Source organism: Pseudoflavonifractor sp. BSD2780061688st1 E11 (assembly GCF_005844125.1).
Lineage (GTDB): Bacteria > Bacillota > Clostridia > Lachnospirales > Lachnospiraceae > Sellimonas > Sellimonas catena.
The window spans coordinates 1-14,722 of the sequence record NZ_SPHM01000036.1; the positions used below are offsets into that span (position 1 = coordinate 1).

Consider the following 14,722-nt stretch of genomic DNA (forward strand, 5'->3'; position numbering starts at 1 on the left):
CAGGGTAGCCAAGCCGGGAAGGGATAAACGCTGAAGGCATCTAAGCGTGAAGCCCCCCTCAAGATGAGATATCCCATACGCAAGTAGTAAGACCCCTTGAAGACGACGAGGTAGATAGGGCAGAGGTGGAAGTGCAGTAATGCATGGAGCTGACTGTTACTAATAGGTCGAGGGCATAACCAAGGAATGGTGGATAGGAAAAAGCAGGATGACAGAAACGTGGACTTATATGTGGTTTTGAAGGTACACAAAAGGAAACACCTGAAAAGGTGTGTTTCTTTGTATCTAAAATATTCCTCCTTAGCTCAGTCGGTAGAGCATGCGGCTGTTAACCGCAGTGTCGTTGGTTCAAGTCCAACAGGGGGAGCTTGCAAAGCCCGTAAATTTAATGTTTACGGGCTTTATTTATTCTGAAACTTTTTGTGGTGGTTGTCAGAAAGGTGTGTTTATCGCGTCAATCCTGTCATAGCATGGTTAGAATAGAAAGCTTATATTTTACACATCTTTTGAGAATAATAGCAGTATCAGGTCAAATCGCGTCATAATCAGGTTAAATCGCGTCATAATCGGGTCAAATATATTGACACGATTGGCGCGATTTATTATAATATGTCCATTGAACAAAATAAAGGAGATGGCAGTATGCTTTTTCGAGAAAGTGAGACTGTAGAGCTAAAAGAAATTGTTGTAGATGAAATCAAAAAAGAAATCATTGCTTTTGCCAACTGCAACGGCGGCAGATTGTATATAGGTGTTCGGGATAATGGAGAAGTAGTTGGGCTTGATGATCCCGACAGAGTCTCTCTACAGGTCAGCAATATGGTGAGGGATGCAATTAAGCCGGATGTGACGATGTTCCTTCATTATGAAACAATAGAGGAAGCGGGGAAGAAAATCGTTGTTGTGGATATTCAGCGCGGAACAGATCGGCCGTATTATCTCGCTAAAAAAGGGATGCGCCCGGAAGGAGTATATGTCAGACAGGGATATTCGTCTGTGCCTGCCACAGATACGGCTATACTTCGTATGATTAAGGAAACGGATGGAGACCGATTCGAGGCGATGAGGAGTTTAAACCAGGAGCTTACATTTGAAGCTGTAAAAAAGGAATTTGAGCTTCGCAAAGTAGAATTTGGTCCACAACAAATGCGTACTCTAAAACTGATTGATCAGGACAATCTTTACAGTAATTTAGCACTGCTTCTATCTGATCAGTGCGTGCATACGATTAAGGCTGCTGTCTTTCAGGGAAAGGATCAGACGATTTTTAAGGACCGTCGGGAGTTCAGCGGATCATTAATGAAGCAGATGAATGAAGTGTACGATTTTATTGATTTTCGTAATCAGACCCGTGCGACGATAGAGAAGCTGCGGAGAATTGATGTCAGAGATTACCCGGAAATCGCGGTGAGGGAATCACTTTTAAATCTACTGGTCCATCGAGATTATTCGTTCAGCGCTAGTGCGTTTATCAGAATTTATGAAGATAGAATTGAGCTTGTTTCTATTGGCGGACTGATGCCGGGAATTGAACTGGAAGATATAATGGAGGGAATTTCTGTTTGCAGAAACCAGGATCTTGCAAATGTATTTTATCGGCTTCATTTAATAGAGGCTTACGGTACAGGAATGGAAAAAATTATGAAAGCATATGAAGGCATGAAGGAAAAGCCTGAGATTCAAACTACGAAAAATACTTTTAAGATCATACTTCCAAATGTTAATGCAAAATATATGTTAGAAAATTCTTCTGTGTGGACGACAAAAACAGATACAAATTCTATCATGGAGACAGAAGCCTCATTAAGTGAAGCAGAAGAAAAAATTTTGGAATATGTCCGGGAGCATGGCGTTATTACTAAAAATGATGTGATCAGTTTACTTGAGGTGAGTGCGTCGACAGCTTCCAGAACTCTCAGAAAAATGGTGAAAAATAATCTGCTAAAGCAGAATGGGAAAGCGAGAAGAACGAACTATACTATTATAAAATAAAGAGAGAGTGATACAATGTAACGGTTCTCCACCATACGCAACAGGATCATTCGAGGCGATAAAAAGCGGATACGTTTTCCGGTATGCGACCGCCTCGCGTGGTAGAGCATGCGGCTGTTAACCACAGTGTCGTTGGTTCAAGTCCAACAGGGGGAGCTCACAAAGGGGTTATCGGGAAATAGATAGTCCAAATCAGGGGCAGATGTGACTCATACGAGTCACATCTGCCCCTGAAATTTATCCTCTAAAAAGAGAAAAAGATGGCTAACGACAACCATCTTCCTCTCCGTTCCATGTTATAATGGAACTATGCTAAAACAAGATTATTATAACGATTTTTTTGAAATTGGGCAACAAAAAATTAACTTCAGTTTCTTCGAATTGAGTTTACCCGACGACGATCCAGTCTATACCCTAAAAAACGTGATGGAATTTATAGCAGACAATAAAGAATTACTAACTTTGATGGAAACACGTAGAAGTATCCGTAAATTTGAACCTGATATGGTTCCGAAAGATGTGATCGATCAGATTATTAAAGCAGGTACATATGCGGCTACAGGGATGAATAAACAGTCGCCGATCATTATTGCGGTAACGAATAAAGAGATGCGTGATAAACTTTCCCGGTTAAACGCAGAAATCATGGGAACAAAAAGCGATCCATTCTATGGGGCACCAGTCGTATTGATCGTTCTTGCAGATAAAAACTGGGTGAATCGTGTTTATGATGGAAGCCTTGTGATGGGAAATCTTATGCTTGCAGCGCATTCATTAGGGATAGGAAGCTGTTGGATCCACAGGGCAAAAGAGGAATTTGAACGTCCGGAAGGACTGGAGATTCTTAAATCTTTGGGAATTGAAGGCGAATATGAAGGTATCGGCCACTGCGTACTTGGATATGTAAAGGGTAATTACCCGAAAACACCGCCGAGAAAAGAAAACTGGGTGTATTATATAGATTAAATCATATCAAATATTTAGAGTAGATCATCAGCTTTATAGAAAAGTGTAAGAGGTGACAAATATGAGTGCAAGATCAGAAAAAACATCTACATTGAGAATGGTGATTCCCCAGTGGCAGGGAGGTGTAAATCCAGACTATGTATTCGGTTCGGAACTTTTGGAGCGTATAGCCCCTCCTGATCCGGAAGCTGAAACAGTCAGAATACATGTTGATACAGCTTTTGACAATGATCTGAACAAAGTGGATGGAATTGATGGCGGAGATATTCTGCGGCGCCAAATGAGAGAAACAAGAGATATTTTACAGGAAAAGGCACCTGACAAAGTGATTGTTTTTGGCGGTGACTGCTCAGTGACTGGATGGAAATTTGACCCGAAGAAGCCTTGTCTGGTAAGATAATACTATAAATGAAAAGAAGGAAGCATGGATCCTGAATGCCGGGGATGCATGCTTTCTTTGGCAGGAGGAATGATATGAAAGTTGTAGCAGCGATTGATTCGATGAAAGGGAGCATTGGTTCCATAGAGGCGGGAACGGCGGCAAAGGCCGGAATCAGAAAGGTATGCCGGGCGGATGTTGTCATAAAACCTGTAGCGGACGGAGGAGAGGGAACAACGGAAAGCATGATCGAAGGACTGGGTGGAGAATACCGTGAAGTCCGTGTGACAGGGCCGGACGGGAAGCATGTAACAGCAAAATACGGGATACTGCCGGATGGAGAGACGATTGTGATGGAGATGGCGGAGGCGGCCGGAATCACGCTTATTCATCCGGACAGTCTGGATCCGTGGAATGCCACAAGTTTTGGCGTAGGAGAGATGATTCGGGATGCAGTGGAAAAAGGAGGAAGAAAATTCATTATCGGAATCGGGGGCAGTGCGACGACAGACGGGGGAGCAGGGATGCTTCAGGCGCTTGGGTACCGATTTCTGAATGCGGAAGGAAGACAGATCGCCGGAGGGATCGGTGAACTTGACCGGATCGTCAGAATTGACACAAGCCTGGCAATGCCGGAACTCAAGGAATGTTCCTTCCGGATTGCGTGTGATGTGAAAAATCCGCTTTGCGGTGAAAACGGTGCGGTATATGTATATGGCCCGCAGAAGGGAGTCAGGGCGGAAGAAAGAGCGGTTCTGGACGAGAAGATGAAGCATTATGCAGGGATGACAAAAATGTATCTGGGAAAAGACCATAGTGAGGAAGAAGGGGCAGGAGCCGCGGGAGGACTCGGATTTGCTTTTATCAGCTATATGCCGGATGCGGTCCTAAAACCGGGTATTGATATCATTATGGAAGCAGTCGGTCTGGAAGAAGAGATCCGCGACGCGGATCTTGTGATTACCGGCGAGGGAAGACTGGATTCGCAGACCGCGATGGGAAAGGTACCAGTGGGTGTGGCGAAACTTGCGAAAAAATACGGGAAAAAAGTCATTGCTTTTGCAGGAAGCGTGACAGACGATGCAGGGGCCTGCAATGAGGCGGGGATTGACGCATTTTTCCCGATTGTCAGAGGAATTACTACTCTGGAAGAAGCAATGGAGCCGGAGCGGGCCCGGAAAAATATGGAACTGGCTGTCGAACAGGTATTCCGGCTGATCTGCGGTTAGAAAATATCCGGAAAAGAGAATATTTTGCCGTATTGCTGGATCTGATGCTGCCGGGAAAAAGCGGGTTTGATATCTGCAGAGCGATCAGGGCTCAATCCGATGTTCCGATTCTTCTTGTCACTGCAAAAAAAGAGGATATAGATAAAATCAAAGGGCTCGGGCTCGGGGCGGATGACTATATTGTAAAGCCGTTCAGCCCTGCAGAGCTGACGGCCCGGATAAAAGCGCATATGCAAATCCATAAGACGCTGAAAGCCGGAAGAAAGGAAGAAGTAATCTCTACCGGCCAGCTAAGAATCTATCCGGGATCTTACCGCGTATATAAAGGGAAAAACAAGCTGGAACTTACAGGACGGGAATTCAGGCTTCTTTTGTTTCTGGCCGGAAATCCGGATATCGTCTTTACAAGAGAGCGGATTTTTGACCATGTCTGGGGAACAGAAGCTGTAGGAGACATGTCGACAGTCACGGTACATATCAATAAATTGAGAGAGAAAATAGAAGATGACCCGTCCGACCCGCAGTATACACAGACTGTATGGGGAGTCGGGTATTGGTTTAAAAAGTAAATCCTATTGAACAGCCGGGGATGCCTTTTGGGTATTCCCGGCTATTTTATACAGGTATTGGACAGAGCCGGTGAGAGGCACTATACTTATTTGAGGATTCTTCGGTCTTTGACCGATATCGAATATAAGAAATGAGAGAGAGGCTTGGAGCAGAAACTATTATTTACAAATAAGCAGCTGAGAAATATGATACTCCCCCTCGTGATGGAGCAGTTTTTGCTGATGCTGATGCTGGTGGGGCTTTCGGATACGTTTATTGTCAGCCAGTGCATGGGTGCGGGCGATATCGAACAGGCAGAACAGTACTTTAAACGGTTGATGAAGAGCTCGCTGGTGATTGCGCTTGCCATGTGTATGGACTGGCTGAGCAGAACAGTCGTGTTCCAGGTACGGTTCAGGAGAGGAAAGTGGAAAACATTTCACGTGATTTCATGACCCTGAAATGGGAAGTTTGTTTGAAACGGGACAGAAAATGTGTGTTAAGTCGAAAGTGATAAAAACTTTCGATTTAACGCATTTTTTTTGTAGATCTTACCATATGAAAAATTCTTGTAAGAGAACGGGCGCAATGTTATATTTGAGTTAAGACTGTGTAAAGAAAAAATCAAATAGAAAGCTCATGAAAAGTATACAGTCGAAATTTATTAAAAGAAGAAAAGGATGGGTAAAGGAAGAGACTTATGGATGTTTCATTTTTCAGCTTTTTTCAGCAGGTCACGTCAAATCCGGTACTTTTGATCACCGTGCTTCTTACAATGGGGGTCATTTTCGTAAACGGATGGACGGATGCACCGAACGCGATTGCCACCTGTATTGCCACAAGGTGTATGCGGGTGAGGCCTGCAATTATGATGAGCGCTGTCTTTAATTTCCTTGGAGTACTTGTGATGACCGGGATCAACAGCTCGGTTGCGTCCACAATCAGCAATATGGTGGACTTTGGAGGAGAGACAGACAAGGCGCTGGTAGCTCTTTGCGCGGCATTGTTTTCCATTGTTGTATACAGTGTTGCGGCTTCTGTTTTTGGAATTCCTACCAGCGAAAGCCACAGCCTTATTGCCGGACTTACCGGCGCGGCGATTGCGATTCAGAACGGATTGTCCGGTGTAAACGGCGCGGAATGGGTTAAGGTGCTTTACGGACTTGTACTGAGTCTGGCGCTCGGATTTTTTTCGGGCTGGATCATCTGCAAGGTGATTGCGGCTCTCTGCGCATCTATGGACCGGCGCAGGACATCGTCATTTTTTAAAGGCGCACAGATTTTCGGCGCGGCATTTATGAGCTTTATGCACGGAGCGCAGGATGGACAGAAATTTATCGGTGTGCTGTTTCTTGGAATCGCTTTCTGCAACGGACAGTCCAGTGTGGAAGGCATGGGGATTCCGATATGGCTGATGCTGCTTTGCAGTGCCGTTATGGGAATCGGGACAAGCGTAGGCGGTGAGAAGATTATAAAATCTGTCGGAATGGATATGGTCAAGCTTGAGAAGTTCCAGGGATTTTCAGCGGACCTTGCAGGCGCGTTCTGTCTGCTGCTTTCCAGTGTGTTTGGAATTCCGGTTTCCACAACACATACAAAGACCAGCGCAATTATGGGCGTCGGCGCGGTAAAAAGACTTTCCGCAATCAATTTCGGCGTAGTAAAGGACATGATGCTGACCTGGGTATTTACGTTCCCGGGATGCGGACTGATCAGTTTTGTCATAGCAAAGCTGTTCATGGCACTCTTTTAGAAGAAGTAGGAGGAAGTAAAAATGGCAAAGAATCGGGATTCATTTTATTTTGAAACATTTACAGCCTGTGCGGAAATTTCCTGTCAGGCGGGACATATGCTTGTAGGAATTCTCAGAGACTTCAGACCGGAAAAGCTGGAGGAGTATCTGGACGAGATGCACAAGATAGAAAACAGTGCGGACATGAAAAAGCACGATATGCTGGACAGACTTGCAAAAGAGTTTATCCCTCCGATTGAAAGAGAGGACATCATTGCTCTGAGCCAGCGGATTGACGATATCACAGACAAGATTGAGGATGTGCTCCTGAGAATCTATATGAATAATATCACTGAGATTGAAGATGATGCCCTTCAGATGCTGGATATTATTATCCGCTGCTGTGAAAAGGTGACAGAGCTTACAAAAGAGTTTGCAGATTTCCGGCATTCCAAAAAGCTGAAAGAAGTCATTATCCAGATTAATGACCTGGAAGAAGAGGCGGACCGCTGCTTTATGAAGAGCATGCGGAAGCTCCATGCCGAGTGCCAGAATCCGCTGCATATCATAGCATGGAGAGAGATCTACATCTATCTTGAGCGGTGCGCGGATACATGTGAACATGCCGCAGATGTGGTAGAAAGTGTAGTTATGAAAAATTCTTAAAAAAAGGCTTGCTTTTTTTGAGAGGGTATGATAATATAATTCTCGGCACTGCGATAGCGGTGCCAAGAAATAAGGCTCCGTGGTCAAGCGGTTAAGACATCGCCCTTTCACGGCGGTAACACGGGTTCGATTCCCGTCGGAGTCATTTTTGAAAAATGCTTGCATTTTTCAGAAAATATGATAATATAATATAGTGTACGGCGCAGTAGCCAAGTGGTAAGGCATAGGTCTGCAACACCTCGATTCACCGGTTCAAATCCGGTCTGCGCCTCTCTAAAGAGCCCGTATTTACGGGCTTTTTTCTATTTTCTGATTATCATTTCTTAATATTCAAAAATTGTTTAAAAAATCCATATGAAGTTATTAGATCTATCCGTTAGACTACACATCAGAAACAAGTGAGAGAAAAACTCTTATTACGGAGGAATTACAGTGAAAGCCAGAGATTGCCGGATTAAAAGTGTAACGGATAACAGACAGAAGCAGATACACAGTCTGCTGGCCGCTTTTTTCTTTCCTGTTCTGACCTGTTGTATCGGATTTGCAGCAGTGGGCATATTTACGTTTGGGTCCAGATCGGCGCTGATCATAGATGGTGTACACCAGTATCTGGGCTTTTATGAAGAATTTCTGCATCAGATCGGACAGGGAGTATGGTGGACATTTTCCGGCCATGCGATGGGATATAGTTTTTACAGTCTGTTTTCCTATTATCTCAGCAGTCCGTTCAACTTTTTGATCCTTTGTGGGACCGGAAAGATCTGGAGCTGGAAGTAGATGTGGAGGAACGCGTACTGGTACAGGCAGATCCGAGCCTGATGGAGCTCGTCTGGAACAACCTGATATCCAAAGCAATCAAATTTACAGAGCCGGGAGGAAGCGTGATGATCCGGCAGAAAACAAGGGACAAAGTGGTGGAAGTAGAAATCCGCGACGCCGGATGTGGCATGAGCCGGGAAAGTGTGCGCCACATTTTCGATAAATTTTATCAGGGAGACACATCCCATTCCAAAGAAGGAAACGGGCTGGGGCTTGCACTTGTAAAACGCGTCCTTGTACTCATGGACGGGGAAATCTCCGTCAAAAGCGAAGAAGGAAAAGGAAGCACATTTAAGGTGATTCTTCCAAAAGCAGAACAAACCAGAGAACAGGCGGAGGTGGAACGAAACAATGAATGAAAACAAAGAAAACAACCGGTTCATCGGATACGAATATAAACAAGTAGTAGCAGAGCCGGGGCAAATCTCATTTTTAATAGACGGATACATGAATTTCGGATGGGAAATCGATGAAAATGTACAGGATATCCGTATGGAATACTACGGATCACATACAAAATCCCATCATCACAGAAAAAGCATCATCCGGATGAAACGGGACCGGAAGATTATCAATAAGATGGAACTCACCAGACTACAAAGAAATTTCGAAGCCTATGTAGAAGAAATCCGGCATCTGGAAAAAGAAAAAACCTCACTTCCATCCATCGTTGCAATCACAACCGGAATCATAGGAACCGCATTTATGGCAGGATCAACATTCGCTGTCACAGCAAACCCGCCGCACATCGTACTGTGCATCCTTCTCGCCATTCCAGGATTCCTGGGCTGGATTCTGCCGTACTTCCTTTACAAAAAAGGAGTACGCAGACAAACAGAAAAAATCTCACCACTCATAGAAGAAAAATACGACGAGATTTACGAAATCTGCGAAAAAGGCAGCAAACTCATTTCATCGGGGACGTGTTCCGATGCACAGGTACACGACGTAAATGAGCAAAAAACGCTCAAAACCCGCATAAAATAAGGGGAAACACGAATTTTCAGATTTTTTTCATCGGGGACAGGTTCCGACGCGTCGGAACACGTCCCCGATAATTGTTGTATGTATGGTTTTTGGCTGATATAATGTGGTTGAAATTGCATTTTTGTATGATTTCTGTTATGATAGAATTCCGTGTGAGTGTGCTTCTGACGGGAGTGGAGAGGACACGGGAAGAGTTTAGAAATTGTTTAAGAATTCATAAAAATTTGTTTAGTCGAAGATGCTAGTCTTTGAGAGAGAAAAGTAGTGCAGGAGGCGTAGTGTGATGAGTGAGAATCTGTCTGGGCTGTCGGCCCGGGAAGTGGAGGAACGGAAGGCCCGTGGTGAGGGTGGTACCGGAGCCGCAAAGATTACGAAAACGAAGCCGCAGATTGTGCGGGAGAATCTTTGTACGTTGTTCAACTTTCTGAACTTTTTAATTGCGGTGCTGCTGTTTTTGGTGGGGGCATATTCGAATATGCTGTTCATCGCGATTATTATTCTGAATATTGTGATTGGGATTGCGCAGGAGTTCAAGGCGAAGAAGCTTGTGGACGAGCTGTCGATTCTGAACCGTCCGACTGTGCGTGTGCGCAGGGATAACCGGGAAATGACCGTGGAGATGGAAGAGATCGTAAAGGATGATCTGATGGTGCTTGCCAGCGGTAATCAGATCTGTAATGATGCGGTCGTTGTGGATGGGATGCTTGAGGTCAATGAGTCTCTTCTGACCGGTGAGAGTGATGCTGTTGTCAAGGAACAGGGAGCGGAGCTTTTTTCGGGAAGTTCTGTTATTTCCGGTAAGGCGTATGCGAGAGTAACCCATGTCGGGAATGAAAACTATGCGACGAAACTTGCAAATGAAGTAAAGCAGGAAAAGCAGATTCATTCGGAGCTTCTTGGTTCCATGCGGAAAGTGACGAAATTTACGAGTTTTCTGATTATCCCGCTTGGAATTATCCTGTTCCTGGAAGCGTATTTCCTTAGAAATACTCCGGTTGATGAGGCGGTGATTTCTTCTTCGGCGGCACTTCTTGGTATGCTTCCGAAGGGACTTGTTCTTCTGATATCTGTTTCTCTGGCAGCCGGTGTCATTCGGCTTGCGAGAATGAAAATTCTTGTGCAGAATATTTATTCACTGGAGACGCTTGCACATGTGGATACCATTTGTCTGGACAAGACAGGGACGATCACAGATGGAAAGCTGAGAGTCCATTCGGTGATTCCGCTGACGGATCTGCCGGGCGGCGAGATGGATGCGCTTGTGCAGTCTTATATGGCCGCCAGTGATGACAACAATGCGACGTTTCAGGCGCTGAAAGAAAAGTTTGAGCCGAAAGCGGCGTACCGTCCGGTTCACAAGATCGCGTTCTCTTCGAAGAGAAAATGGGGATGCATCAGTTTTGAAGGTGCGGGAAGTATTTTTGTGGGCGCGCCGGAGCGGTTGATGGGAAATCTTCCGGAGAATCTGGAGTGTGAGCTGGAAAAAGGACGAAGAGTGATTATTATCGGATATTCCGGACAGACGTGGGAGAATGATAATGAGCTGCCGGCGGGAATCCGTCCGGTTTACAGTGTGATTCTGGAAGATACGATCCGGAAGAATGCCGAGGAGACGCTTGCGTTCTTTAAGAGAGAGGGCGTGGATGTCAAAGTTATTTCCGGAGACCATGTAAAGACGGTATCGATGATTGCAAAACGTGCCGGACTGGAGAGATGGGAAGATGCCATCGATCTGTCCACACTTGGCGAAGATCTGGATTATGATATGCTCTGCCGGAGATATGCTGTTTTTGCCAGAGTGACGCCGAAGCAGAAGCAGGAGCTTGTGCTGGCGCTGAAGCGTCAGGGCCATCAGGTGGCGATGACAGGCGATGGAGTCAATGACCTGCTGGCACTGCGTGAGGCGGACTGCTCGATTGCAGTTGCGGACGGAAGTGACGCAAGCCGCCAGATTGCGCAGATAGTGCTTCTGGATTCCGACTTTACGAACCTTCCGCATGTTGTGATGGAAGGCCGGAAGGTCATCAACAACGTAACGAGAACAGCGCAGGTATTCTTTATCAAGACGATCTATTCTGTACTGGTATCGTTTTTCTGTCTGATCACGAATAAGGCGTTCCCGTTTATTCCGATTCAGATCACGCTGATCGATGCCTGCATCGAGGCATATCCGTCCTTCGTATCGATTGTGGAGTCGGATATAAGGAGAATCCGCGGGAAATTCCTCCCGACGGCACTTTCCCATGCCGCACCGTTTGGTATTACGGTTGCATGTATGATTGCGGTATTTACGCTGCTTGCGCCGTTTGGCACTGAGGAAAGACAGACGGTGATGTATCTTCTGCTGATTCTGATTTCCATGCTGGCAGTGATCAAGAGCTGTATCCCGCTTACTCCGCTCAGACTGTTTGTCTGCGTGACCATGGTCGGCGGTACGTTCCTGGCTCTTGCACTGTTCCCGTCTCTGCTTGAGATTGTCGCAGTTACCATGCCGATGGCGGTCACGGTTCTGATCGGCGCAGCTGTCTGCTTTGCGGTGATTCTGATTCTGGAGCAGCTGCGGAAGGCAAAAATGAAATAGAGATATGTTTCCCATAGGAGGAACTGATATGACGAAGATTCTGATTGTGGAGGATGATGAAAAAATTGCCTGGCTGGAAAAAGATTATCTGGAGAGCAATGGATATGAAACCGTGTTGTTAGATGACGGGAGATCCGGGATCAGATCGATATTCCGATCCTGATGGTGACAGCCTGCACCGAGGCCGTGGATGTGATCCGCGGCCTCGGACTGGGTGCTGATGACTATATTACAAAACCTTTTGATCCGTCTCAGCTGGTGGCGCGGGTACGCTCCCATCTGAAGCAGTACGAACGGCTGACATCCGGGCGCGGCAGGGAGGAGCGGAACAAGGGAGATAAGATCACGATCCAGGACGTGGTGATCGAGCCAAAGACCTGGAAAGTATGGAAACATGGTGTAGAACTGAAAATCCCGAACCGGGAGTTTGAGCTGCATCGGTTCCTTGCAGAAAATCCAAATATCGTGTTTTCAAAAGAAGAACTTTTTGAAAAGATATGGGGATTTGAGTATGTATCCGATGCGGCGACGGTATCGGTTCATGTGAACCGTCTGAGAGAGAAAATTGAGGATGATGCCAGAAATCCGAAGATCATCGAGACGGTGTGGGGTGCTGGTTACCGGTTAAATGACCGGGAATCCTGATAGAGAAAGAAGGAATGTCTGATGTGGCTTTTGTATGCTGTGGGTTCTGCTTTTTTTGCGGGGGTCACGTCCATTCTGGCAAAATGCGGAATCAGGAAAACCGATTCTACTGTAGCCACAGCGGTACGGACGATCGTGATCCTGATTTTTTCGTGGGTGATTGTAGGAATTGTAGGATCGGCAGATGAGATTTCAGTGATTGATGCGAGAACGCTTGTCTTTCTGATTCTGTCCGGCGCGGCCACGGGAGCATCGTGGCTCTGTTATTTTAAGGCGCTGCAGACAGGGGATATCAACAAGGTTGTTCCGATTGACAAGTCCAGTACAGTGCTGACAATCCTGCTTGCCCTGATCTTTCTGCAGGAAGGAATCTCAATTCCGAAAGCGGCAGCGGTAATTGTGATTGCGGCCGGAATTTTTCTGATGATCGAGAAAAAGGATGTGGAGATTAAAGATTCCAGGGGCGGTGCAGGCTGGATTCTCTATGCGGCAGGATCCGCAGTATTTGCAAGTCTTACGGCGATCCTCGGAAAGGTCGGGATCTCCGGCGTGGAATCCAATCTCGGCACAGCAATCCGTACCTGTGTGGTGCTTGTGATGGCCTGGCTTATGGTGGGAATCCGGAAACAGCAGCAGGAAGTCCGGCAGATTCCGAAAATAGAGCTGATCTTTATCTGTTGCTCCGGGATCGCTACAGGAGCTTCATGGCTCTGCTATTACCGGGCTCTTCAGGAAGGCCCGGCCAGTATTGTGGCTCCTGTTGACAAGCTGAGCGTGCTTGTGACTGTTGTATTTTCCTACTTTGTATTTGGAGAAAAGCTCAGCAGGAAAGCGGCGGCAGGACTGGTTCTGCTGACTGCAGGCACGATTGCCATGGCAGCACTTTGATACCTGAAAAAGAATCAATCAAAAAAGAAACAAGGAGAAAATAAATGGAAATTATAAAAGCAGTTTTGTTTGGAATTGTGGAGGGAATCACGGAATGGCTTCCTGTCAGCAGTACAGGACACATGATCCTTCTGGACGAGTTTGTCAAGCTGAAAGGAAGCGCGGACTTTGTCAATGTCTTTCTTGTTGTGATTCAGCTTGGCGCGATTTTTGCGGTCGTACTGCAGTTCTGGAACCAGCTGTTCCCGTTTCAGTTTAAAGACAAAAACAGACCGGTAATCGAAATGGAGAAAATGATCCTCTGGGGAAAGATCCTTCTGGCCTGCATTCCGGCGGCTGTGATCGGGATTCTGTTTGATGATGTATTTGAAGCAATGTTCTATCATGCAGTTCCGGTTGCGATTGCCCTGATTGTCTTTGGTATTGCGTTCATCGTGATTGAACGCTGGAATAAAGGGAAAAGACCGCGGATGAAGACAGTGGAGGATCTGACAATTTCGGCTGTGCTGATCATCGGAGTCTTCCAGCTGATTGCGGCAATCTTTCCTGGAACCTCCCGGTCCGGTGCCACGATTGTCGGCGCCCTGCTTATCGGTGTATCAAGAAAAGCGGCATCCGAATTTACTTTCTTCCTTGCGGTTCCGGTTATGCTTGGCGCAAGCCTTTTAAAAGTTCTTCAGTATGGATTTGCCTTTAGCGGATCCGAACTGCTGGTGCTTGCGGTCGGTATGATTACCGCCTTTCTTGTGTCTATCGTAGTTATTCGTTTCCTGATGGACTACATCAAAAAGCATGACTTCCAGGCCTTCGGATGGTACCGGATTGTTCTTGGAATTATCGTCCTGCTCTGCAGCATGGCAGGAGTGATTCAGGTATAATAAAAAAACAGATTTTTTGTGTTGCCCGGTTTGTACCGGGCAATATTTTATTAAACAGGAAACTTTGTTCTGTAGTTAATAACCGTTTATGAAAAATGCAGTCATTTTGTTCAATTGATACAGGACAAAAAGTAAGTTGCAATTGCAATAGAGCATGGAGGTGGCGGAATGAAAAATAAGATTGCAGGTGCTTTGTTTGGTATGGCATTGGGGGATGCCATGGGAATGCCGGATGCAACGGATATCGCGGCAGATCACATCAAGGAAAGTTATATTGAGATATTGAAAAAACAAAATGATGTAGATTTCGACCATTATATCGAAGTTCTGATGAAAGGACGGGAAACTTTGGCATGTTGAAAATCTGCCGAGGTCCGATGGCTTTTCAATAATCACCTTTTTGTGTAAAGT

The 14,722-nt window shown here is 45.8% G+C and carries 15 protein-coding genes, 3 tRNA genes, 1 rRNA gene and 1 pseudogene; all 20 read left to right on the plus strand.

Annotated elements, in window-relative coordinates:
• Window positions 1–183 (plus strand): 23S ribosomal RNA (locus FGQ85_RS14215); the annotation flags it as partial.
• Window positions 184–294: 111 nt separating this feature from the next.
• A tRNA-Asn gene (locus tag FGQ85_RS14220) sits at window positions 295–367 on the plus strand.
• 275 nt (window positions 368–642) lie between these two features.
• Window positions 643–1,992 carry an RNA-binding domain-containing protein gene (locus FGQ85_RS14225; RefSeq protein ID WP_138373776.1) on the plus strand — a complete coding sequence of 450 codons (1,350 nt, stop codon included), beginning with the start codon at window positions 643–645 and terminating at the stop codon, window positions 1,990–1,992.
• Between the two features lie 309 nt (window positions 1,993–2,301).
• Entirely contained in the window at window positions 2,302–2,958 is a 657-nt protein-coding gene (locus tag FGQ85_RS14235; RefSeq protein ID WP_347563105.1) for a nitroreductase, read from the plus strand.
• A gap of 61 nt (window positions 2,959–3,019) precedes the next feature.
• Window positions 3,020–3,358, plus strand: coding sequence for a hypothetical protein (locus FGQ85_RS14240; RefSeq protein WP_138373777.1), 339 nt, complete (start codon window positions 3,020–3,022; stop codon window positions 3,356–3,358).
• A gap of 74 nt (window positions 3,359–3,432) precedes the next feature.
• A complete protein-coding gene (locus FGQ85_RS14245) occupies window positions 3,433–4,566 on the plus strand; it encodes a glycerate kinase (RefSeq protein ID WP_087255606.1) in 1,134 nt (377 codons plus the stop codon).
• A 32-nt stretch (window positions 4,567–4,598) separates the two neighbouring features.
• Window positions 4,599–5,135 carry a response regulator transcription factor gene (locus FGQ85_RS14250; RefSeq protein ID WP_243128576.1) on the plus strand — a complete coding sequence of 179 codons (537 nt, stop codon included), beginning with the start codon at window positions 4,599–4,601 and terminating at the stop codon, window positions 5,133–5,135.
• A gap of 144 nt (window positions 5,136–5,279) precedes the next feature.
• Complete coding sequence (locus tag FGQ85_RS14255) at window positions 5,280–5,570, plus strand: hypothetical protein (RefSeq protein WP_138373778.1); 291 nt, start codon at window positions 5,280–5,282, stop codon at window positions 5,568–5,570.
• 245 nt (window positions 5,571–5,815) lie between these two features.
• On the plus strand, window positions 5,816–6,868 hold the full coding sequence (locus tag FGQ85_RS14260) for an inorganic phosphate transporter (protein ID WP_087169138.1): 1,053 nt from the start codon (window positions 5,816–5,818) through the stop codon (window positions 6,866–6,868).
• Between the two features lie 21 nt (window positions 6,869–6,889).
• Window positions 6,890–7,513 carry a DUF47 family protein gene (locus FGQ85_RS14265; RefSeq protein WP_087169139.1) on the plus strand — a complete coding sequence of 208 codons (624 nt, stop codon included), beginning with the start codon at window positions 6,890–6,892 and terminating at the stop codon, window positions 7,511–7,513.
• A gap of 73 nt (window positions 7,514–7,586) precedes the next feature.
• Window positions 7,587–7,658, plus strand: a tRNA-Glu gene (locus FGQ85_RS14270).
• 54 nt (window positions 7,659–7,712) lie between these two features.
• A tRNA-Cys gene (locus tag FGQ85_RS14275) sits at window positions 7,713–7,784 on the plus strand.
• Between the two features lie 161 nt (window positions 7,785–7,945).
• Window positions 7,946–8,290: a YfhO family protein gene (locus FGQ85_RS14280; protein ID WP_171027980.1), complete on the plus strand. Its 345-nt coding sequence runs from the start codon at window positions 7,946–7,948 to the stop codon at window positions 8,288–8,290.
• A 2-nt stretch (window positions 8,291–8,292) separates the two neighbouring features.
• Window positions 8,293–8,691 carry a sensor histidine kinase gene (locus FGQ85_RS14285; protein WP_138373780.1) on the plus strand — a complete coding sequence of 133 codons (399 nt, stop codon included), beginning with the start codon at window positions 8,293–8,295 and terminating at the stop codon, window positions 8,689–8,691.
• Window positions 8,684–9,319: a hypothetical protein gene (locus FGQ85_RS14290; protein WP_242960238.1), complete on the plus strand. Its 636-nt coding sequence runs from the start codon at window positions 8,684–8,686 to the stop codon at window positions 9,317–9,319. Before FGQ85_RS14285 ends, FGQ85_RS14290 begins: the two co-directional genes overlap by 8 nt.
• A gap of 283 nt (window positions 9,320–9,602) precedes the next feature.
• Entirely contained in the window at window positions 9,603–11,900 is a 2,298-nt protein-coding gene (locus FGQ85_RS14295) for a cation-translocating P-type ATPase (RefSeq protein WP_138373781.1), read from the plus strand.
• Window positions 11,901–11,928: 28 nt separating this feature from the next.
• Window positions 11,929–12,545: pseudogene (locus FGQ85_RS14300) on the plus strand (response regulator transcription factor).
• A gap of 21 nt (window positions 12,546–12,566) precedes the next feature.
• The gene (locus FGQ85_RS14305; RefSeq protein ID WP_138373782.1) at window positions 12,567–13,433 is read left to right on the plus strand and encodes an EamA family transporter; all 867 of its coding nucleotides are present in this window, start codon (window positions 12,567–12,569) and stop codon (window positions 13,431–13,433) included.
• A 44-nt stretch (window positions 13,434–13,477) separates the two neighbouring features.
• Window positions 13,478–14,311 carry an undecaprenyl-diphosphate phosphatase gene (locus tag FGQ85_RS14310; protein ID WP_087253110.1) on the plus strand — a complete coding sequence of 278 codons (834 nt, stop codon included), beginning with the start codon at window positions 13,478–13,480 and terminating at the stop codon, window positions 14,309–14,311.
• Window positions 14,312–14,479: 168 nt separating this feature from the next.
• Entirely contained in the window at window positions 14,480–14,671 is a 192-nt protein-coding gene (locus FGQ85_RS14315; protein WP_087253112.1) for a hypothetical protein, read from the plus strand.
• Window positions 14,672–14,722: the final 51 nt, after the last annotated feature.